This window comes from Methylobacterium sp. 391_Methyba4, from assembly GCF_029691625.1.
Classification (GTDB): Bacteria; Pseudomonadota; Alphaproteobacteria; order Rhizobiales; family Beijerinckiaceae; genus Methylobacterium; species Methylobacterium fujisawaense.
In genome coordinates, this window is sequence record NZ_CP121475.1 from 4561188 (window position 1) to 4581478 (window position 20291).

The window sequence follows — 20291 nt, forward strand, 5'->3', positions numbered from 1 at the left end:
GATCTTGCCGTGCCGATTCCCCATGCCCGGTCCGGAGCAGTCCCGGCCGCCCTCCTCGCGTTCCTGCTGAGTCCATCCGTGTCCGCCGCGCCGACGGCGGTCGGCGGTGCGGTCCTGAGCCCCGTCGCCCCGGCGGACCTGCCGGGCTTTCCCGGTGCGCAGGCGGAGGCGGCGCTCGACGCCTTCCGGCGGGTCTGCGCGGCACCGGCGCCCGCCCAGCCCCAGCCGGACGGCGTCGCGGGCGATCCGGCCGCCCTCGCCGAGGCCTGCACGGCCGCGGCCGGCCCCGTGCCGGACGCCGCCGCGTTCTTCCGCGAGCGGTTCGACGCCTTCCGCATCGATCGGCCCGGCGCGGATCGGCCCGGCTTCCTGACCGGCTATTTCGAGCCGGAGCTCACGGGCTCCCTCGCGCCCGGGCCGGATTTTCCGACGCCGGTGCTCGCCCGCCCCGACGACCTGATCTCCCTCGCCCCCGGCGAAACCCGTCCGGGGCTCGATCCGACCCTGCGCGCCGCGCGGGCCACCGCGGACGGATTTGCCCCCTATCCCGACCGCGCCGCCATCGACGACGGAGCCCTTGGGGCGCATGCGAAGCCGATCCTGTGGCTGCGCGACGCGGTCGATCTGCTGGTCCTGCAGGTCCAGGGCTCCGGGCGCGTCCGGCTACCGGACGGTCGCGCGGTGCGGGTGCTGTACGACGGCCGCAACGGGCGCCCCTATACGGCGGTGGCCAAGCTGATCGTCCAGGAGGGGCATCTGCCGCTCGAGGGCCTGACGCTCGCCCGCTGGACCGGCTGGCTGCGCGCGCATCCCGAGATCGCCAAGCGCCTGATCCGCACCAACGCCTCCTACATCTTCTTCCGCCTCGCCCCGGTCGCGGATCCGGCTCTCGGGCCGCCCGGCGCCGCGAACGCGCCGCTCAGCCCGGGCCGCAGCCTAGCGGTCGATTCGACCCTCTGGCGGTACGGCCTGCCGTTCTGGCTCGCAGGGCCGCTGCCCGGCGCGGCGCAGGACGGAGCCCCGGACGCGCCCGGGCGCCTCGTCATCGCCGCCGATACCGGATCGGCGATCGTCGGCCCTGCTCGCGGCGACCTCTTCGTCGGCACCGGTCCTGCGGCCGGCGTGGTCGCCGGAAACCTCCGCGACGCCATCGGATTCGTGGTCCTGCTGCCGCGCCGCGCCGCTGCGCCCGGAGCCGCGCCGTGAGGCCCCCGCGCCGCGGGCGCCGCCTGACCGCGGGCGAGGCCCGCCTCTGGGACGCGATCGCCAAGCTAGTGACGCCGTTGCCGGGCCGCGCGTCCCCGACCCCCGAGCTTCCCCGACCGCCGGCGCCCCCGACCGCCGCCATGCCGCCCCTGTCGGCCCCGATCCTGAAGCCCAGTGCGCCGCCAACCGCCAAGAGGCCGCGGGCGAAGCATCCGCCGAAACCGGCACCGGAGCCGCCGCGTCCGGCAACCGCCGCGCCGTATCAGCCGCCGCCGCAGCGCCACAGCCCGAGCACCAGCCTGGAGCGGACCGCCAAGGTCGGCCTGCGCCGCGGACGACTGGCGATCGAGGCGCGGATCGACCTGCACGGGATGGTGCAGACGGAGGCCCATGCCGCGCTGACGGGCTTCCTGCTCCGGGCGCGGGCCGCCGGGCATTCCTACGTGCTGGTCGTCACCGGCAAGGGCGGACCGGATTACGCGGAGGCCTTCGCCGAGCGCGGGGTGCTCCGCCGCAGCGTGCCGCACTGGCTGCGGGGGCCGGAACTGCGCGGCATCGTCCTCGGCTTCGAGGAGGCCGCCCGCCACCATGGCGGCGGCGGCGCGCTCTACGTCCGTCTGCGGCGCCGATAGGGGTCCGGAACCCGGCGCCGCACGGCGCGCAGCGGCCTGTTCACCGGTGTCCGCAGCCTGCGCGGCAAACCGCGCCGGAGCCGCGCGGTTGCGGCCCGGACCGATCCCGCCGATATCCGGAGCCGGCGCATGAGGCGCCACGCACGCAAAGTCGCGAGAGAGATGCCGGAGCTTCCCGAAGTCGAGACGGTGCGGCGGGGCCTGGCGCCCGCCCTGGTCGGAGCCCGCTTCAGCCGTGTCACCCTGCGCCGGGCCAACCTGCGCTTCCCCTTCCCGGATCGCTTCGCCGCCCGGCTGGAAGGGCGGACCGTCACGGACCTCGCGCGCCGGGCGAAATACCTCACCGCCGCGCTCGACTCGGGCGAGACCCTGGTCATGCATCTCGGCATGAGTGGCCGGTTCGACGTGGCCCTGCCGGACGGCAGCAACCTGTCGCCGGGGGATTTCTACCTCGAAGGGGCCCAGGGCACGCCCAAGCACGACCATGTGGTCATGGCGATGAGCACCGGCGCCACGGTGACCTACAACGACGCCCGCCGCTTCGGCTTCATGGATCTGGTCCCGAGCGCGGATCTCGCCGGCTGCCGCCACTTCGCCAGGATGGGCATCGAGCCCCTCGATGGTCTGACGGGGGCGGTGATCGCGCAGCTCTTCCGCCACAAGATCGCGCCGCTGAAGGCCGCCCTGCTCGACCAGCGCCTGATCGCGGGCCTCGGCAACATCTACGTGTGCGAGGCGCTGCACCGGGCGCGCCTGCACCCCGAGGCCCCGGCCGGGAGCCTCGTCCGGCCCGACGGGCGCCCGACGCCCAAGGCCAACGCCCTCGCCAAGGCGATCGTGAAGGTCCTGCAGGAGGCCGTGGAGGCCGGCGGCTCGACCCTGCGCGACTACGCCCACACGGATGGCAGCGCGGGGGCGTTCCAGCACGCCTTCCGGGTTTACGATCGGGTCGGATTGTCCTGCAGCCGGCCGGGATGCGGCGGTTCCATCACCCGCATCGTCCAGGCGAACCGCTCGACCTTCTTCTGCGCGACCTGCCAGCCCCCGAACTGACCGCAACGAACCGTGCGTCGAACCGTGCGTCACTGCGCCGCGAAACGGCAATTTCGCCACAAACCCGGCTAGGGTCTAGCGCCTCGACGTGCGCACCCGGTTGCGGGCAGCCGATCCCGGCCCGCAACGCGTGACGGGTCGCGCGGGCCCAGACAGGATCCCGATGTTCTTCCGCCGCTCAAAGACGCCCGCGCCCGAAACCACCGCGCAGGATCCGACGGGCGAGCCCGCCCTGCCGCAGCGGCTCTCGCCGCGCTCCCCCGGCGAGGCGATCAAACCGACGGTCGCGCCCCCGCCCCCGGAGAAGCCCGAGCGCGAGCGGAGCGGCCTCGTGGGCCTCATCAGCGGAGCCCTGACCTTCGCGGTCGTCATCGCCATCGCGGCGATGATCGGGATCACGCTGTTCCAGCGGCAGGTGCGCGAGCCGGGGCCGCTCGCGGCCGACAAGGTCGTTGTGATCCCGACCCACAGCGGAACGGCGGAGATCGCCGAGACCCTGAAGCGCGAGGGCGTGATTGACCATACCGGCCTGTTCGAGTTCGCCGCCCGCTTCGGCGGCCGGCCGGCGCTCCGGGCCGGGGAATACGTGTTCAAGGCGCATGCGAGCATCTCAGACGCCCTCGACACCATCGCCACCGGCCGGCAGGTCCAGCACGCCATCACCTTCCCGGAGGGCCTGACCTCCGAGCAGATCGTCAGCCGCCTCAACGACAATGACGTGCTCACCGGCGAGATCAACGAGATCCCCCCGGAAGGTTCGCTCCTGCCCGACACCTACAAGTTCGAGCGCGGGGCCACCCGTCAGCAGATCGTCAACCTGATGAAGGCCAAGCAGCGCGAGGTTCTGAACCAGATCTGGCTGCGGCGCAGCGCCGACGTGCCGGTGCGGACCCCGGCCGAGATGGTCACCCTCGCCTCCATCGTGGAGAAGGAGACCGGCCGCGCCGACGAGCGGCCCCGGGTGGCCGGCGTCTTCATCAACCGCCTGAACAAGCGGATGAAGCTGCAATCCGACCCGACGATCGTCTACGGCCTCGTGGGGGGCCGCGGCACCCTCGGGCGCGGCATCCTCCGGTCGGAGATCGACCGGCCGACGCCCTACAACACCTACGTCATCGAGGGCTTGCCGCCGGGGCCGATCGCCAATCCCGGCCGGGCCGCCCTGGAGGCGGTGGCCAACCCCTCCCGGACGAAGGACCTCTACTTCGTGGCGGACGGCACCGGCGGCCACGCCTTCGCCGACTCCCTCGAAGCGCATCAGCGCAACGTCGCCCGCTGGCGTGCCGTGGAGAAGAGCCGGCAGGCGCCGCCGGACGCCGTCGACAAGGTCGAGCCGGGTCCGGACCCGGCGACGCCGGGCCGCGCCTCGGCCTACGCGCCGGGCGGTGCGCCTGCGGCCAACGGGATCAACACCAACGCGGCCTTCGCCGCGGATACGGGCACGCCGGGTTCGCGGGCCTTCGACGCCTCCGAGGGCACGCGCCTCGATCCCCTGAAGAACCGCAGCTACGACCTGGGCTCGCCCAAGACGGTGCCGGCCCTGAGCGAACCGGCCCCGGCGCCCCGGGGCCGGCGCTAGGGACCGGCACCGGCCGGATTGCTGCGACGCGTCGTCGGACGTGACGCAGCCGCGCCGGACTCACGCCGGCCTCAATGCGCCTTCGGGTTTCGCGGCCGCCCCTGCCCGTCCGGAGGAGGACCCGACAGGGACGCCGCGATCTGGCGTCCCAGCTCATACAGCAGGGCCTCCAGCAGCGGCTGCACCCGCTTCGCCTCGTCGAGCCCGAGATCGCCGAGGCGCTCCCACAGACGCATCGCGCCATCCGCCATCTGCTCGACGACGGAGCCCTGCTCGGCCGGCGCCCCGAGAAAGCCCGCCGGGGGCTCGAACGGCCCCTCGGTCCGGCTGTCGGTGATGTCGATCACGATCCCACGCCCATAGACCAGCCCGTCCGCGCGGCGCTCGAACCGGCCGCGGGCCAGCACCCAGCGTACGAGCCCGGGGGCGGGCACGATGCGATGCTCCCACGCGAAGAGGCCGCCCTCGTCGCGGACACGGCGGCGCTGAATCTGGTCCCGGGCGAGGTCCTCCGGATGGAAGAGCGCGGAGAGCTGCTCCCAGCTCACGCCCTGCGCCGCCTCGGCCTCGGTCAGCCCGAAGATCCGGGCCATCGTCGCATCCCCGCGCACGCGTCCCAGATGCGGCACGTCCTCCCACATGCCGACGCCCAGCGCGGACATGCCGAACGGCGTGAGCGCGGACCTGGTCAACACTGATCGTGGCATGCGCCATCCGGGTTCTTGTGAAAACGACCCGGACCTACGAACACAACTTGATCTTGAAATGCAATGTTGGCGGCGTCGTACGAAAGTCGATCCGTGACGTCCTCGGTGGCGCGGGGGCGACGGGACCCGCGCGCGGGCCGGGATGGGTCCGTCGCAGGGACCGGCCTCTTCCCCGTGGAGAGATCCGTGCTACAGGCCCCGATCTTCACGGGGACGGGGGTCGGCGTGGCCCAGATCACGAGCATGACCGGTTTCGCCCGGGCGGCCGGCAGTACCGGACCGGTCCACTGGGTCTGGGAGGTCCGCAGCGTCAACGGGCGCGGCCTCGACGTGCGCACCCGTGTGCCGGCCGGCTATGACGGGCTCGGCGAGACCGCCCGCACCGCCCTGCAGAAGACCCTGACCCGCGGCCAGTGCCAGCTGACCCTGACGCTCACCAAGCCGGAGACCACCGCGCGGGTGCGGATCAACGAGACGCTGCTGGCGAGTCTCGCCCAGGCGGTGGCCCGGGTGCCGGTCCCCGAGGGTGTGGCCCCCGCCACGATGGACGGGCTGCTCGGCGTCCGCGGCGTGATCGAGGTCGAGGACGAGGCGGCAGACACCGACGCCCTCGCCCGGGATCTGGCCGCAGGCGTGGTCCAGCTGGTCGCGGATCTCGTCGAGGCCCGTCGCGCGGAGGGGCGGCAGCTCGAACAGGTCGTCATCGGCCAGGTCGACCGGATCGCCGCGCTGACCGAGGCCGCGGAGGCGAATCCCGCGCGTCAGCCCGAAGCCGTGCGGGCGCGTCTGGAGGCGGCCGTCGCGGCGCTGGGCGGCAGCGGCCTCGATCCGGACCGTCTGCATCAGGAGGCGATGCTGCTCGCCGGCAAGGCGGACGTGCGCGAGGAACTGGACCGGCTTCGGGCCCATGTGACGAGCGCCCGGGAGCTGCTGGCGGCCGGCGGCGCGATCGGCCGGCGCCTGGACTTCATCGCCCAGGAGTTCGGCCGCGAGTCCAACACGCTGTGCGCCAAGGCCAACGACATCAGCCTGTCGCGGATCGGCCTGGACCTGAAGGCCGTGGTCGAGCAGTTCCGCGAGCAGGTCCAGAACATCGAATGATGCCGGATCAGGATGTGAGAGTACGGATGCGAAACGTCGGGGAGCCACGCGCATGACCGAGCAGGGTGGGAGGGTCTCCGATTCCATCGCGCGGCGGGGGTTGATCCTGATCCTCTCCTCGCCCTCCGGGGCGGGGAAGACGACCCTGACGCGGGCGATCGCCCAGGATCCGAGCTGGGCGCTGGACCTGTCGATCTCCGTGACCACGCGGGGGCGCCGCCCCTCCGAGATCGACGGGCGGCACTACCACTTCATCGATCGCGAGGCCTTCGACGACCTGCGCAACCGGGACGACCTGCTCGAATGGGCGGAGGTCCATGGCAATTTCTACGGCACGCCCCGGCGGCCGGTGGAAAAGGTGCTCGGCTCCGGCCGGGACATGATCTTCGACATCGACTACCAGGGCACGCGACAGGTGCGCTCCAAGCTCGCCCAGGACGTGGTGACGGTCTTCATCCTGCCGCCCAGCATGGCCGAGCTGCGCCAGCGCCTGGAGCGCCGGGCGGAGGATTCGGCCGAGACGATCGAGAAGCGTCTCGCCAATGCCCGGACCGAGATCCAACGCTGGGTCGAGTACGACTACGTCATCGTCAACGACGACCTGCAGAACGCCTTCCGGGCCCTCCAGGGCATCCTGGCGGCGGAGCGGCTCCGGCGGACGCGCCGCACCGGCCTCACCACCTTCGTCGAGGGGTTGCTGGCGGAGACGCCGTGACGCGGACCCGGCTCTACCGGCGGATCAGCACGACGCCGCCGATCAGGAGCGCGACCCCGAAGAGGCGGGGCAGATCGACGGGCCGTTGCGCGAGGCCGAGCAAACCGACCTGATCGAACAGCACCGAGGCGAGCATCTGGCCCGTGACCAGAAGGGCGAAGAAGGTCGCGGCGCCGAGCTTCGGGACGAGCAGGATGGCGAGCCCGATGAACAGCGCGCCGAACAGGCCGCCGCTCCAAGTCCACCACGGGATCCGCCCGGCCACGCTTACGGCCGGGGCGGGATCGCGCAGGGCTACGGCGAGCAGAGCCATGCAGGCGAGACCGACGGCGTAACTGGAGACGCCAGCCCAGGACGCCGAGTCGAGGCCCGCGCGCAGGTTGGCGTTCAGGATCTGCTGCAGGACGAGTCCGGCGCCCGCCAGGACGGCGAGCAGGGCGGAGAGTGCGAAGGCGAGCATCGAGAACGGGCCTCTCGGGTCAGGGTGCCGGGCCTCATTGACAACCGGCACGGTCGATGCCGTCAAATGCCGCCAAGACCCGATTCCATGCACGTTCGGCATGATCAACCCCGCGCATCTCGACCTCTTCCGCGCCGTGATGCGTCACGGCGGCATGACGCGTGCCGCCGAGGTCCTGGGGATCGGTCAACCCCACATCAGTCGTGCCATCGCACAGCTTGAGGCGACACTCGGCTTCACGCTGTTCGTGCGCGGCCACGGCAGCGCCCTCCCGACCCCGGAAGGCGAGGCCTTCGCCCACGAGGTTGCGCAGACGTTCGCCGGGCTGGATCACCTGCGACAAGCCGCGTGCCGCATCCGCGAGCGCGGCACCGGCGGTCTCCGCGTTGCCTGTCAGCCTTCCCTGGCCGCCGGGCTGCTGCCCCGCGCGATCCGGCGGCTCGACGCGGAATGCCCCGGTCTCCGCATTTCCGTCCACGTCCCGAGCCCGGACACGATCTGGTCCTGGGCCGCCTCGGGCCAATGCGATCTCGGACTGGCCCGGCCGCGGTCCGGCCATGCGGGCGTGATCGCCGAGACATTCCTGCGGGTCGCCGCCGTGTGCGTGCTGCCCCGCGGGCATGCCCTGGCCCGCCGACGGGCCATCACGGCGGCGGATCTCGCCGATGTGCCGTTGATCGCGGCCGGATCGAGTCCCGTGCAGGCGGCGACCGAGGCGGCCTTCGCGCAGGCCGGCGTGACCCCGCATTTCGCCCTGATGGCCGAGTACACCGCGGCGCGCTGCGGCCTCGTCGCCGAGGGTCTCGGAGTCGCCATCGTCGACCCGGTTCCGGCCCGGGCTCTCGGCGGATGTCCCGTCGTGCTGCGGCCGTTCCGGCCCGAGATCCCCATCGAGACCGTGCTGGTGCGGCCGGCGGGACGGCCGCCGGGGCGCCTCGCCGAGCGGCTGATGGTCCATCTGGCGGCGGAGCGTGACGCCCTCGGCGTACGCTGATCGGCTCAGGCGGCGACCGGAGTCTCCGGACCGGGACCGAGCCACGCGCCCATCGCCGAGAAGGTCGACACGGCCGCGCCGGTGAGCGCGGCCTCCGCGGCCGGGTCCTCGCCGAAGATCTCCAGGCGCGTCCGGAAGGCTGCCCACATCGCCCCCGCGGCGGGCCCGTGCGCCCGGTAATAGGCGAGGCCGTCGCCGGAGAAGCCGTGCAGGCCGGCGATGTGGCGGCCGATCAGCTGGCCGCCCAATGTCGAGCCTTCCAGCACGTAGAGCGCGCCCATGGCGGCGGCCGGTCCGTCGAAGACCAGGGAGGTCGGTCGCGGGAGCGCCGCGACCGCGGAGGGCGTCAGGCCGAGATGGTCGAGATCGGCGGCGAGGCGCGTGAGACGGCGGCGCGGCGCCAGGAAAACCTCGTCGGCGAGCCCGGACCCGATGGCGGATTCCCAGACCGCGTGGAACCCGTAGAGACGCCCCAGCAGGTTGCGATAGCCGCTCAGGGTCGCGACCCGCGCCTGCCAGTCCAGGGACGCCTCCAGCGCCCGGTGAGCCGGATCGGTCGCGGCACGCAGCCGCGCATGCAGGCCGTCGCGGGTTCTCACGCGGTGATCGTGAAGCAGGCGCCGGGATTGTTGGCGACGGTGAGCTTGGCGTTGATCTGATCGAGCATCGCCCGGATCAGCTTCATGCCCAGTCCCGAGCCCTTGCTCCGCGCCTTGGCGTCCGCCCAGTCGTCGGGCAGGCCCGATCCGTCGTCGCAGACCCGCAACTGGACCTCGCCGGGGCCCGATGCCGAGACGCTGACCTCGACACGGCCGCCGCCTGTCGGGTTGGCCGCATACTTGAAGGCGTTGGTGACGAGTTCCGTCGCGATCAGCGAGAGCGCCACCGCCTTGCGATAGGGCACCATCAGGCCCGGCTCCGCCGAGAGATCGACGGCATGCCCGTCGCCTGCCAGCCCCGCGAGGTCGTTGCACAGGCTCTCGATGGTCTGGCCGAGATCCACCTCGTCGAACCGGTCGGCCTGGTACAGGCTGTCATGCACCCGCGCGACGCTCATCACCCGCGCGGAGGTGTCGGCGAAGGCCTGCCGCGCCTCGCCGTCGGCGATCTGGCGCCGCTGCATCTGCAGGAAGGCCGAGACGATCTGCAGGGAGTTCTTCACCCGGTGGTCGATCTCCCGGGTGAGCAGATCCTTCTGCTCGAGGAGGCGCTCCTTCTCGGCGAGCAGGCCGGTGAGCTCGTCGATCTTGCGGCGTTGGCGCAGCACCACGCCCTCGACGGCCTCCGCCAGGGAGCCGGCGAGGTGGACCTGCCATTCCGCCCAGGGCGCGGCGAAGCCGGTGCGCTCCTCGACCCAGCGCTCGAAGGAGCGGCGGGGCAGCACCGCCACGGGGCCGCTGCCGGCGAGGACGGGCTTGCGCGGGTCGCCACCCCAGGTCACCGTGCTGGGCACCTCCGGCCGGAACCACAGCAGCAGGTTCTCGCGCGAGGCATCGACGAAGACGGCGAGCAGGCCGCTGGCGATCTCCCGATGCGGGCCCGCCTCCGGATAGTCCGCGGTGAAGCTGTCGCTGCTGTAGGAGACCTCGCCCGCCGGCACGCCCGCCCGCAGCCAGCCCGCGATCGCCGCCACCATGTCGACCGGCGGCGTCCGCCCGATCCCCGTGACCCGGTCGCCCGAAACGATGCCGGCGCCGGTGGCGCCGAACAGGTCGAGCAGCGTCGTCGTCCCGCTGGTCAGGGCCGCCACGAAATCGTCGGATCGGGTCAGGCCGCGCACGAGACGCCCCTCGACGTCGAGATGGGCCTGCCGCTCGGCCCAGAGCCGGCGCGATTCGATCTCCTGCACCCGCATGGCGAAGGCGTCGGTCAGCACCGTGGCGGCCGCACGGGTCTCCGGCGTGACGTAGTGCGGGCGGCGATGATGCCCGATCATCAGGCCCCAGAGCCGCCCCTCGACCATGATCGAGATCGACATGGAGCCGTTCACGCCGAGATTGCGCTGGTACTCCAGGTGGATGGGCGACAGCGTGCGGTGCTGGGCGAAGGTCAGGTCGATCGGGCCGTTGCCGGCGCCGGGCGCCGAGACCAGCCCGACGGGCACGCTGTCCCGATCGATGACGAAGCGGCTCTTGGCCTTGGTGTAGAGGGCCCGGGCCTGGGCGGGGATGTCGGAGGCGGGGAAGCGCAGGCCCAGCAGGCTGCGCGACCAGTCGGGCACCTTGTCCTCGGCCACGGCCTCGCCGTTCCAGTCCGTGTCGAAGCGGTAGACCAAGACCGCCTCGAAGCCGGTGAGCGCCCGGATCTCGAGGGCTGCGATCCGGGCGATATCCGCCAGGGTCCCGGCCTCGCGCAGGCGGCCGACGGCGAGTTCGGTATCGGCCTGACTGGCGGTGGCGAAATCGTCGGCCGAATCGGGCTCCAGCTCCATCTCCACGATGAGGCGGCCGGCATGGGCATGGGCGACGGCGTGATAGGCGGTCCCGCGGCCCGGGAATGCCAGGGTCCGGCGCAGGGACGCGCCGTCATGGAGGGTCCCGCGCGCCAGACGGGCGCGGATCGCCGCAACGAAATCCGCCGGCAGCACGTCCGCGAGGGGGCGCCCCGCCAGAGGCGGCTCGATCGGATCGACGATCTCGCCGACATTGGCCGAATAGGCGACCACCAGGAGCGTCCCGGCGTCGGCGGCGAGCATCACGGCATTGGGCTGGATCGAGCCCGGGATGTGGATGGGCTCACGCTCGCACAGGCTGGCATCCACCGGCTCGGCACGCACCCGCCGGCCGATCGCCGCCATGACGGCCTCGCGCGAGTGGTCGGCCCCGAGGCTCTCCACCGGATCGATGGTGAGCCATGTCACCGGGCTGCCCCCGGCGATCTGGCCATGGCGCATATGAATCCGGGCCCGCAAAGGCTGCGGCAGCCGGCCGAAGACGTAGTCGAAGGTCTCGTCCAGCGTCCCGCGGCGGGCCCCTGCCAGAAACCGGCCCCGGAAATTCGGCACGTTGGTGCCCGGCATCACGTCGCGGAAATAGTCCCGCCCCAGCACGGCCTCGCGCGACAGGCCCGAGATGGCGCTCGCGCCCTCGCTGAAGGCCACGACGGTGCCAGCCGAGTCGAGCCCGATCACGCCCTGGTCCAGGCGGTCGAGCGCGTCCGGCGCGATGACGTCGAGATCGACGTCGGTATTGGGGGCCTGGCTGGGCGGCATCAGGAGCGAAACCGGCTCATTCAACTGGGTATGGCGACGGGATGGGCCGAGCGCAATGCTTGTGATGTCAGCAAGATCAAAACCTCAAGTGCTCTGTACGATCTTAGACATCGCCTTGAACAGCCCTTCCTCAACCGTAGGGTGGTACACTGGCTGATCGTGCAGGGTCTGGGCGGTCTGCTTGTGCGCGACTGCGTAGGTGAGCAGGTGCGCGAGGTGCTCTACGGACGGTCCGAGCATCTCGCCGCCGAGGAGGTGCCCCGACCGGTCGGCCCAGAGCCGGATGCCGCCGCGATTCGTCCCCTCGACGCGGGCGCGGCCCTGATCCGAGAAGTCCATCGTGCCGACGACCCGTCCCGCATTCTCCGGATCGTAGGGGGCGCCGATCACCGCCCCCTGAGGATGGGTGAAAACCATGGCGAGGCGGGTCCAGGGGGCGGGGGCCGCGACCGGGCGGCCCGCGGCCAGGGCGGCAGCGTTGCCCCCCGCGATCCGGCCCTGGCGGCTGGCCTCGTGCAGGACAGGGCGCCAGCCGTCGGCATCGCCCGCGATCAGGATCGGCGCGCCCGCGCAGACGAGGCTGTGCCGGTCGAATTCCGGCACTCCGTCTTCGTCGCGGCGGAGGCCCGCCGCCTCGAGCCGCAAGGCATCCAAGTTGGGGGCCCGGCCGGTAGCGGCCAGCACCCGCGACGCCCGGGTGACCTGTTCGCGCCCGTCACGGTCGATCCAGTGCAGGCATACGCCGTCGCCGTCCGGCGCTGCCGTCCGAACCTCGGCACCGAGGTGAAGATCCAGGTCCGCGCCGAAGATCGCGGCGGCCTGCCGGGCGAGTTCCGGCTCGCTCAGGCCGGCGACGGTGTCACCCGCATCGATCACCGTGACGGCGACACCGAGCCGCGCCATCGCCTGGGCGATCTCGATCCCCACGGGCCCGGCCCCGAGAATGGCCAGCGAATCCGGGAGATCGGGGACTTCGAAGAGGGTATCGGTGGTCAGGACGCGCGCGCCGAGACCCTGCAGGGCTTCCGGCACGATCGGGCTCGACCCGGTGGCGATGACCGCCGCCCGGAAGCGGATCCGCATGGCGTCTCCGATCACCAGCGTGCGGTCGCTCTCGAATCGGGCGGTGCCGCGGAGGCGTTCGTCCTCGGGGAGATCCGCGAGACCGTCGACGACGCTGGCGACGAACCGGTCGCGCTCCGACCGGAGACGCCGCAGCACCGCAGGCCCGTCCACCGTGACGCCGGAGACCCGGATGCCGAACAGCGCGGTGTTGCGGGCCGCGTGGGCGGCAGCGCCCGCGGCGATCAGGAGCTTCGACGGCATGCAGCCGACGCGCGCGCAGGTCGTCCCGCCGGGCCCGCGCTCGATCAGCACCGACCGCGCCCCCGCGGCCGAAGCGGCGCGATGGGCGGCGATGCCGGCTGTGCCGGCACCGATCACCGCCACGTCGTAGTCGAGTTCGCGCATGAGCATCCCGGACCGTTCGCCGGAGCCAAAGCGGTACGGCCGAGGTTCGTTCCGCCTGCGCGATCACGTCTCAGGGCGGCACGGACCGGGCGGGGCTCCGCACGCGCCGGACCGGGCGGTGCGGAGCCGGCGTTTCAGGCGCTGCGGCCAGGGGCCGTGCCGCCGAGGTGGAACACCCGGTGGGGGATCAGTTCGCCGCGCTCCACATCGCCGACGGCGACCAGGATGCCAGCACAGGTTGCGAAGGCCTTGCCCTCGACGGGGGCGTCCCGGCCCCGCAGGATCACCGGCTGGCCCCGCATCAGGCGCAGGCCCAGATCACGGGAGACCGCGACTTCCGGGATGGCATCGAGGGCCGTCTCCACCGGACGCAGATAGGCGAGCGCCGCCTCCGGGCTGCCGTCGGTCAGGGCCGAGACCGGGCAGGCCTCGGCCTCGGAGAAGGGACCGACACGGGTCCGGCGCAGGGCCGCCACATGGCCGTAGCAGCCGAGCATCCGGCCGAGGTCGCGGGCCAGCGCCCGCACGTAGGTGCCCTTGCCGCACTCCGCCTCGATCACGGTGCGCTCGCCGTCATGCTCGACCACCGCGAGCCGGTCGATCTGCACCGGCCGGGCCACGAGTTCCACCACCTCGCCCTCGCGGGCGAGGTCGTAGGCGCGCTCGCCCTGGATCTTGATCGCCGAGTAGCGCGGCGGCACCTGCTCGATGGCGCCCACGAAGGCCGGGAGCGCGGCCTCGACCGCCGCACGGTCCGGGCGGGTCTCGCTGGTGGCCACGGGACGCCCCTCGGCATCGTCGGTATCGGTCTCGATGCCCCACTGCACGGTGAACCGATAGGCCTTCCGGCCGTCCATCACGAACGGGACGGTCTTGGTCGCCTCGCCGAGGGCGATCGGCAGGATGCCGGAGGCCAGCGGATCGAGGGTGCCGGCATGGCCCGCCTTCTTGGCGTTGAAGGCGCGCTTCACCACCGCGACCGCATGGGTCGAGGTCATGCCGACATGCTTGTCGAGGATCACCCAGCCCGAGACGTCCCGGCGCTTCGGGCGGTCGGGACGCGGCCCGCGCTGCGGACGGCGGCCCTCCGGGCCACGACGCTCAGCGCCCGGCACGGGAGCCTGGTGCTCGGCCGGCGGAAGATCTTCCATGGAAACCGTCATGTCCGCGTTGTCCCCCGGGGTCGATGCCCCGTCCCTTTCTGTTGGGTATCGGGACTCAATGCCCCGTCCCGGTCTCCGGTTCGTCGTCCTCGTGCCCGGTCTCAAGGTCGCGCTGGACCCGCTCGTCCCGCAGCAGCTTGTCGATGCGGGCCGCCTCGTCGAAGGTCTCGTCCCGTCGGAACCGCAGTTCCGGGGCGAATTTCAGGTTCACCCGCCGCGCCACCTCCTGGCGCAGCACCTTCCGGTGGCGCTCCAGGGCGGCGATCACCGGCGCCTCGTCGAGACCGCCGAGCGGCATCACGTAGGCGGTGGCGAGCTTCAGGTCGGGCGACATCCGCACCTCCGGGACGGTCACGACATGCGTGCCGAGCACCGGATCCTGGATGTCGCCGCGCTGGAGCACCTCGGCGAGCGCGTGGCGCACGAGTTCGGCCACGCGCTGCTGGCGCTGCGAGGGGCCGGTGGAAGTCGGTTTCTGGGCCATTCTGTCTCGGGCCTTTCCGCCGGAGCGGACGGCTCACGTCCTGAAAACGAAAAGACGGCCGCGGCAGGTGCCGCGGCCGCCCTGTCCGGATGAGTCCGGTGTGTCAGAGGGTGCGGCGGATCTCCTCGACCCGGTAGCACTCGATCACGTCGCCGGCGCGCATGTTCTCGAAGTTCTCGAAGGCCATGCCGCACTCCTGGCCGGAGGTGACTTCCTTCGCATCGTCCTTGAAGCGCTTGAGGGTCTTCAGCTTGCCCTCGTGGATCACGACGCTGTCGCGGATCAGGCGGACATGGGCGCCGCGCTCGACGATGCCGTCCTGGACGCGGCAACCCGCGACCTTGCCGACCTTCGAGACCTCGAAGACCTCCTGGATGACGGCCTCGCCCAGGCGCTCCTCGCGGAGCGTCGGCGGCAGCATCCCCGACAGCGTGGCTTTGATGTCGTCCACGAGGTCGTAGATGATGTTGTAGTACCGGATCTCGATGCCGGCCCGCTCGGCGGCCTCGCGGGCCTCCTTGAGGGCGCGCACGTTGAAGCCGATAACCACCGCCTTGGAGGCCTGCGCCAGGGTGATGTCCGACTCGGTGATGCCGCCGACACCCGCCAGAAGAATGCGGGCCGCGACCTCGTCGTTGCCGAGCTTCTCCAGCGCGCCCGAGATCGCCTCGACCGAGCCCTGCACGTCGCCCTTGATGACGACCGGCAGTTCCTTCCGGCCGGCGCCTTCCTTGAGGTCGCGCATCATATCGACGAGCGACCGGTTGGCGCCGCCGGTCCGGGCGTTCTGACGCTCGCGCTTCTGGCGGGCGCGGTACTCGGTGACCTCGCGGGCGCGGGCCTCGCTCGGCACCACGGTCACGCGGTCGCCGGCGTCCGGCGTGCCGTTGAAGCCCAGCACCTCCACGGGGACCGAAGGCCCGGCGTACTGGACGTTCTCGCCGAGGTCGTCGATCAGGGCGCGCACGCGGCCCCACTCGGCGCCCGCCACGACGATGTCGCCGGTGAACAGGGTACCGCGCTGGACCAGGACCGTGGCCACGGGGCCGCGACCGCGATCGAGCTGCGCCTCGATGACCGTACCCTCGCCGTCGCGCTTCTCGTTGGCGCGCAGGTTCATGATCTCGGCCTGGATCTGGATACCCTCCAGAAGCTCCGGCAGTCCTTCGCCGGTCTTGGCCGAGACCTCGAACTCGAGGGTCTCACCGCCCATCGACTCGACCTGGATGTCGTGCTGCAGCAGCTCGGTGCGGACCCGCTCCGGCTTGGCATCCGGCTTGTCGATCTTGTTGACCGCGATGATCAGCGGGACACCGGCCGCCTTGGCGTGCTGGATGGCCTCGATGGTCTGGGGCATGACGCCGTCATCGGCCGCGACCACGACCACGACGATGTCGGTGACCTTGGCGCCGCGGGCGCGCATCGACGTGAACGCCGCGTGGCCCGGGGTGTCGATGAAGGTGATCATGTCGCCGGACGGCGACGCGACCTGATAGGCGCCGATGTGCTGGGTGATGCCGCCGGCCTCGCCCTCGACCACGTTCGCCTTGCGGATCGCGTCGAGCAGCGACGTCTTGCCGTGGTCGACGTGGCCCATGATGGTGACCACCGGCGGACGGGGATCGAGATCCTCCTCCAGATCCGGCTCGTCGGACGACAGGCCCTCCTCGACATCGGATTCGGCGACGCGACGGACCGTGTGACCGAGCTCCTCGGCGATGAGCTGGGCGGTGTCCGAATCGATCACGTCGGTGATCTTGTGGATCTGGCCCTGCTTCATCAGCATGCGGATCACGTCGACGGCCCGCTCCGACATGCGGTTGGCGAGTTCCTGGATCGTGATCGTCTCGGGGATCGTCACCTCGCGGGACAGCTTCTCCTTCTGCTCCACCTGACCGCGGCCGCTCATGCGCTGCTGGCGGCGGCGGAACGAGGCGACCGAGCGTGTCCGCTCGTCCTCGCCCGAGGTGGCGTTGGCGATGGTCAGACGACCGCGGTTGCGGTCACCGCCCGGCGACTTCGGCGTCTTGGGCGGCGTGATGATCTTGAGCGGCATGCCGGGACGGCGGATGACCCGCTTGGTCTCGGACTCGTCGTCGTTGGTCTGGGCACCGCGACCGGCCGGCCGCGCCGCGGCGCCGGCACCGGCGGGACGTGCGGCGGTCGCCGGCGTCGCGCTCTTCTCGGGCTCGGGAGCCGGAGCGGGCTTGGCCATGAAGTTGAGATCGCGCGGCTTGCGCGAATCGGCCGTGATCGTCTTGCGCGGCTCGCCCGTGGAGGGTCGGGGCGTCAGCGGGGGGCGCGGCGCGGCCGGAGCCGAGGCGGGCGCAGCCGGACGCGCGGCGGCCGGACGGGCCGGCGCAGCGGCCGGGCGCGCGGGCGCAGCCGCGGCCGGACGGGCAGCGGCCGGCGGCGCGGCAGGCGCTTCGGCCGGACGGGCAGGTGCAGCAGCGGCAGGCGCAGCGGCGGCGGGGGCGGGAGCGGGCGCGGGAGCGGCCGCCTGGGCTTCGGCTGCCTTTTCAGCAGCCTTGGCGGCCTCAGCCGCCGCAGCGGCGGCTGCCGCAGCCGCGGCCTTGCGCTCCTCCTCCTCGCGGCGGCGGGCCTCGGCGGCCTCGCGTTCGCGGCGGGCCTGCTCCTCGGCTTCGCGGCGGCGCGCCTCGGCCTCGGCCTCGGCCTTGCGGCGGGCCTCGGCCTCACGGCGCTGCGCGTCGGCGAGGGCTGCCGCGCGGGCGGCGCTCTCCTGTTCGCTCAGCGTGCGCAGGACCACACCCGAGGCCGGCCGCTGGGCCGGACGGGGGGCCGCGGCCGCGGGCGCGGCCGGTGCCGGACGCGGTGCGGGTGCAGGCTCACGGGCAGGAGCGGCCGGAGCCGCGCCGATCACGCGGCGCTTCACCGTCTCGACCACGACCTGCTTGGAGCGGCCATGGGAGAAGCTCTGACGCACGGTGCCCGCCTCGATCGGCCGCTTGAGGGAAAGCGGCTTCGGGGAAGTCCGATTCAGAGTCTTGTCGCCCGGGTTATTCGTATCGCTCATTCAGCCTGAACCCTGAGGGTTTCCATCGTCCCGTGAACCGACGCCCGGTGGCGCCGGCCAAATCCGTCCTGCGTCGTCAACGTGAGGCTTCATCGATCCCGCCGATTCGGGCTGGATCGGGCTCCCCGGTCGCCGCGGCGGCGCCCTCGAAGGAGCGTAGCCGACGCCAACGCGACAGGCAGCCGGCGGCTCCGGCTCCTGCGACGAGCGCAGCGTGTATCACATGACCCCGACCTAAAGCCATGTCCAATTCGTCTTCGAACAGGTCATCGATGATCGGGATCCTTGACATGGCCTCGCCATGGCGCCTGTGCAAGGCCGACGCGATCTTCCGCCGGCCATCCGGGCTCGCCTCGGCGGCGTGGATCACCGCGATGGCACCGGGCTGGCCGCCGATCGCCGCCTCGACCTTCGAGAAGCCCGCGACGATGCAGCCCGCCTTGTTGGCGAGCGCGATGGCCTGCCGCAGATCCTCCCGGAGACCCGCGGCGATCCGGTCCGGCAGATCGGGCGCGGCCGGGGTCGGCCCCTTGAAGGCCCGCGAGAAAAGATTCTTGCGCACGGCGGTGGCGACCGCCTCGCGCCGGGCGCTGATCCAGGCGCCGCGCCCCGGGAGCTTGGCGCGCAGGTCGGGGACGACGCTGCCGTCCGGCCCGCGCACGAACCGGATCATCGCCTCCGGCGCCTGGGCGACGCGCGTGACGAGGCAGGTCCGCTCGGGCGCGCGGCGGCCGGGGCCGGCATCGAGCCCCCCGGCAGCCAGCCCGTCCTCGGGCAGGGTCGTGTCGTCCGCGACCATCGCGTTTCCGCCGCCGGCCTTCGGCTCAGCCCTCGGCCCGGGCGGCTTCTTCGCCCTCGGCCGCCTCGGCCCCTTCCTCTGCCCCTTCCTCGGCACCGTCTTCGCCTTCCGGCTCCGGCAGCGCCTCGATCCAGCCGGCCTTGAGGCGGGCGGCCATGATCAGAGCTTCCGCCTCGGCGCGGGACAGGTCGAAGCCGTCGAGGTAGCCCGCATGACGCACCGCTTCGGGGCCGCGGCCTTCCGTGTAGCCGACGAGGTCGTCAGTGGCGCAGCCCGCCAGATCCTCGACGCTCTTCACGTCGTTCTCGCCGAGGGCGACCATCATGGGCGTGGTGATGCCCTCGATCTCGCGGAGCTCGTCGGCGACGCCGAGCTCGGTGCGGCGGGCGTCGTGGGCCTGCTCGATCCGGGCGAGGTGGTCCTGGGCGCGGGCCTGGATCTCGGTGCCGGTCTCCTCGTCGAGACCCTGGATGCCGGAGAGCTCCTGGATGTCGACGTAGGCGATCTCCTCGACGTTGCGGAAGCCTTCCGCCGCGAGCAACTGGCCGACGGTCTCGTCGACGTCCAGCGCCTCCATGAAGACCTGGGTCCGCTCGGCGAACTCCTTCTGGCGGCGCTCCGACTCCTCGGCCTCGGTGAGGATGTCGATGTCCCAGCCGGTGAGCTGGGAGGCGAGGCGGACGTTCTGGCCGCGGCGGCCGATGGCCAGCGACAGCTGGTCGTCCGGCACCACCACCTCGATGCGGTCGGCCTCCTCGTCGAGCACCACCTTCACCACCTCGGCGGGCTGGAGGGCGTTGACGATGAAGGTCGCCTCGTCCTCGGACCACGGGATGATGTCGATCTTCTCGCCCTGCAGCTCGCCGACCACGGCCTGCACGCGCGAGCCGCGCATGCCGACGCAGGCGCCCACCGGGTCGATGCTGCCGTCACGGGAGATCACCGCGATCTTGGCGCGGGAGCCCGGGTCGCGGGCCACAGCCTTCACCTCGACGATGCCGTCGTAGATCTCGGGCACTTCCTGGCCGAACAGCTTGGCCATGAACTGCGGGTGCGAGCGCGACAGGAAGATCTGCGGCCCGCGCACTTCCGAGCGCACGTCGAACAGGTAGGAGCGGATGCGGTCGCCCGGCCGGAAGGTCTCGCGCGGGATCATCTCGTCCCGGCGCACGATGCCCTCGCCGCGGCCCAGATCCACGATGACGTTGCCGTACTCGACCCGCTTCACGATGCCGTTGAGGATCTCGCCGATGCGGTCCTTGTACTCGTCGAACTGGCGGGCGCGCTCGGCGTCGCGCACCTTCTGGACGATGACCTGCTTGGCCGACTGGGCGGCCACGCGGCCGAAATCGAAGGGCGGCAGGGTGTCGGAGATGACGTCGCCGACGAGGGCCCCCGGGTTGTAGCGGCGGGCCTGGTCCAGGGTGATCTCGCGGGCGTCATTCTCCACCTGATCGACGACCAGGAGGTGGCGCGAGAGGCGCAAAGCCCCGGTCTTCGGGTCGATCTCGGCGTGAACGTCGGTCTCGGCGCCGTAGCGGGAGCGCGCGGCCTTGGCGATCGCCTCCTCCATCGCGTCGATGACGATGGAGCGGTCGATCACCTTCTCGCGGGCGACCGCATCGGCGATCTGGAGGAGTTCGAGCCTGTTGGCGCTGACGACGGCCATCGGTGTCGGTCCTT

17 protein-coding genes are annotated in these 20291 nt (G+C 72.1%); 7 read left to right on the forward strand and 10 right to left on the reverse strand.

All coding sequences use genetic code 11. The annotated features are described in order from the left end of the window. The first annotated feature begins 9 nt into the window (after positions 1 to 9). The 4 genes from P9K36_RS21385 (at position 10) to mltG (ending at position 4470) form a co-directional block, all read left to right on the forward strand. The gene (locus P9K36_RS21385) at positions 10 to 1206 is read left to right on the forward strand and encodes an MltA domain-containing protein (protein WP_179697123.1); all 1197 of its coding nucleotides are present in this window, start codon (positions 10 to 12) and stop codon (positions 1204 to 1206) included. After that, complete coding sequence (locus tag P9K36_RS21390; protein WP_043354621.1) at positions 1203 to 1838, forward strand: Smr/MutS family protein; 636 nt, start codon at positions 1203 to 1205, stop codon at positions 1836 to 1838. Before P9K36_RS21385 ends, P9K36_RS21390 begins: the two co-directional genes overlap by 4 nt. Before the next feature lie 162 nt (positions 1839 to 2000). After that, positions 2001 to 2891 carry a bifunctional DNA-formamidopyrimidine glycosylase/DNA-(apurinic or apyrimidinic site) lyase gene (gene mutM / locus P9K36_RS21395; RefSeq protein ID WP_043759009.1) on the forward strand — a complete coding sequence of 297 codons (891 nt, stop codon included), beginning with the start codon at positions 2001 to 2003 and terminating at the stop codon, positions 2889 to 2891. Positions 2892 to 3054: 163 nt separating this feature from the next. After that, a complete protein-coding gene (gene mltG / locus P9K36_RS21400) occupies positions 3055 to 4470 on the forward strand; it encodes an endolytic transglycosylase MltG (RefSeq protein ID WP_043759011.1) in 1416 nt (471 codons plus the stop codon). A 71-nt stretch (positions 4471 to 4541) separates the two neighbouring features. On the opposite strand, the gene P9K36_RS21405 is transcribed toward mltG, so the two are convergent. After that, a complete protein-coding gene (locus P9K36_RS21405) occupies positions 4542 to 5165 on the reverse strand; it encodes a PAS domain-containing protein (protein WP_244538840.1) in 624 nt (207 codons plus the stop codon). A 255-nt stretch (positions 5166 to 5420) separates the two neighbouring features. On the opposite strand from P9K36_RS21405, the gene P9K36_RS21410 reads away from it, so the two are divergent. Together P9K36_RS21410 and gmk are read left to right on the forward strand one after the other, a co-directional pair. Beyond that, positions 5421 to 6278, forward strand: coding sequence for a YicC/YloC family endoribonuclease (locus P9K36_RS21410; RefSeq protein ID WP_278307317.1), 858 nt, complete (start codon positions 5421 to 5423; stop codon positions 6276 to 6278). Positions 6279 to 6330: 52 nt separating this feature from the next. After that, positions 6331 to 6993, forward strand: coding sequence for a guanylate kinase (gmk, locus tag P9K36_RS21415; RefSeq protein WP_053610106.1), 663 nt, complete (start codon positions 6331 to 6333; stop codon positions 6991 to 6993). 13 nt (positions 6994 to 7006) lie between these two features. On the opposite strand, the gene P9K36_RS21420 is transcribed toward gmk, so the two are convergent. Further along, on the reverse strand, positions 7007 to 7453 hold the full coding sequence (locus tag P9K36_RS21420; protein WP_043354631.1) for a DMT family transporter: 447 nt from the start codon (positions 7451 to 7453) through the stop codon (positions 7007 to 7009). Between the two features lie 100 nt (positions 7454 to 7553). On the opposite strand from P9K36_RS21420, the gene P9K36_RS21425 reads away from it, so the two are divergent. After that, positions 7554 to 8447 carry a LysR family transcriptional regulator gene (locus P9K36_RS21425; RefSeq protein ID WP_043385101.1) on the forward strand — a complete coding sequence of 298 codons (894 nt, stop codon included), beginning with the start codon at positions 7554 to 7556 and terminating at the stop codon, positions 8445 to 8447. 5 nt (positions 8448 to 8452) lie between these two features. Here the strand turns inward: P9K36_RS21425 and P9K36_RS21430 are convergent, their stop codons facing one another. From P9K36_RS21430 to nusA, 8 genes are all read right to left on the reverse strand, one after another. After that, entirely contained in the window at positions 8453 to 9046 is a 594-nt protein-coding gene (locus P9K36_RS21430; RefSeq protein WP_043385097.1) for a biliverdin-producing heme oxygenase, read from the reverse strand. Beyond that, positions 9043 to 11658, reverse strand: coding sequence for a histidine kinase dimerization/phosphoacceptor domain -containing protein (locus P9K36_RS21435; protein WP_278305953.1), 2616 nt, complete (start codon positions 11656 to 11658; stop codon positions 9043 to 9045). The genes P9K36_RS21430 and P9K36_RS21435 overlap by 4 nt, the downstream gene beginning before the upstream one ends. 84 nt (positions 11659 to 11742) lie before the next feature. Further along, positions 11743 to 13128: a dihydrolipoyl dehydrogenase gene (locus P9K36_RS21440; RefSeq protein ID WP_278305954.1), complete on the reverse strand. Its 1386-nt coding sequence runs from the start codon at positions 13126 to 13128 to the stop codon at positions 11743 to 11745. 134 nt (positions 13129 to 13262) lie between these two features. After that, positions 13263 to 14279, reverse strand: coding sequence for a tRNA pseudouridine(55) synthase TruB (truB, locus tag P9K36_RS21445; RefSeq protein WP_051044951.1), 1017 nt, complete (start codon positions 14277 to 14279; stop codon positions 13263 to 13265). Between the two features lie 67 nt (positions 14280 to 14346). Next, positions 14347 to 14775, reverse strand: a complete 429-nt coding sequence (rbfA, locus tag P9K36_RS21450) for a 30S ribosome-binding factor RbfA (RefSeq protein WP_043354641.1) — start codon at positions 14773 to 14775, stop codon at positions 14347 to 14349. Between the two features lie 103 nt (positions 14776 to 14878). Next, complete coding sequence (gene infB / locus P9K36_RS21455; RefSeq protein ID WP_278305955.1) at positions 14879 to 17809, reverse strand: translation initiation factor IF-2; 2931 nt, start codon at positions 17807 to 17809, stop codon at positions 14879 to 14881. Between the two features lie 76 nt (positions 17810 to 17885). Then, on the reverse strand, positions 17886 to 18608 hold the full coding sequence (locus P9K36_RS21460; protein WP_043354654.1) for an RNA-binding protein: 723 nt from the start codon (positions 18606 to 18608) through the stop codon (positions 17886 to 17888). Between the two features lie 25 nt (positions 18609 to 18633). Beyond that, on the reverse strand, positions 18634 to 20277 hold the full coding sequence (gene nusA / locus P9K36_RS21465; RefSeq protein ID WP_043354656.1) for a transcription termination factor NusA: 1644 nt from the start codon (positions 20275 to 20277) through the stop codon (positions 18634 to 18636). Positions 20278 to 20291: the final 14 nt, after the last annotated feature.

Coding starts and splice junctions, on each gene's coding strand:
- mutM (WP_043759009.1), top strand. CDS start 2,001: ATGCCGGAGCTTCCCGAAGTCGAGACGGTGCGGCGGGGCCTGGCGCCC.
- mltG (WP_043759011.1), top strand. CDS start 3,055: ATGTTCTTCCGCCGCTCAAAGACGCCCGCGCCCGAAACCACCGCGCAG.
- P9K36_RS21410 (WP_278307317.1), top strand. CDS start 5,421: ATGACCGGTTTCGCCCGGGCGGCCGGCAGTACCGGACCGGTCCACTGG.
- gmk (WP_053610106.1), top strand. CDS start 6,331: ATGACCGAGCAGGGTGGGAGGGTCTCCGATTCCATCGCGCGGCGGGGG.
- P9K36_RS21420 (WP_043354631.1), bottom strand. CDS start 7,453: ATGCTCGCCTTCGCACTCTCCGCCCTGCTCGCCGTCCTGGCGGGCGCC.
- P9K36_RS21425 (WP_043385101.1), top strand. CDS start 7,554: ATGATCAACCCCGCGCATCTCGACCTCTTCCGCGCCGTGATGCGTCAC.
- P9K36_RS21435 (WP_278305953.1), bottom strand. CDS start 11,658: ATGCCGCCCAGCCAGGCCCCCAATACCGACGTCGATCTCGACGTCATC.
- P9K36_RS21440 (WP_278305954.1), bottom strand. CDS start 13,128: ATGCGCGAACTCGACTACGACGTGGCGGTGATCGGTGCCGGCACAGCC.
- truB (WP_051044951.1), bottom strand. CDS start 14,279: ATGGAAGATCTTCCGCCGGCCGAGCACCAGGCTCCCGTGCCGGGCGCT.
- rbfA (WP_043354641.1), bottom strand. CDS start 14,775: ATGGCCCAGAAACCGACTTCCACCGGCCCCTCGCAGCGCCAGCAGCGC.
- infB (WP_278305955.1), bottom strand. CDS start 17,809: ATGAGCGATACGAATAACCCGGGCGACAAGACTCTGAATCGGACTTCC.
- P9K36_RS21460 (WP_043354654.1), bottom strand. CDS start 18,608: ATGGTCGCGGACGACACGACCCTGCCCGAGGACGGGCTGGCTGCCGGG.
- nusA (WP_043354656.1), bottom strand. CDS start 20,277: ATGGCCGTCGTCAGCGCCAACAGGCTCGAACTCCTCCAGATCGCCGAT.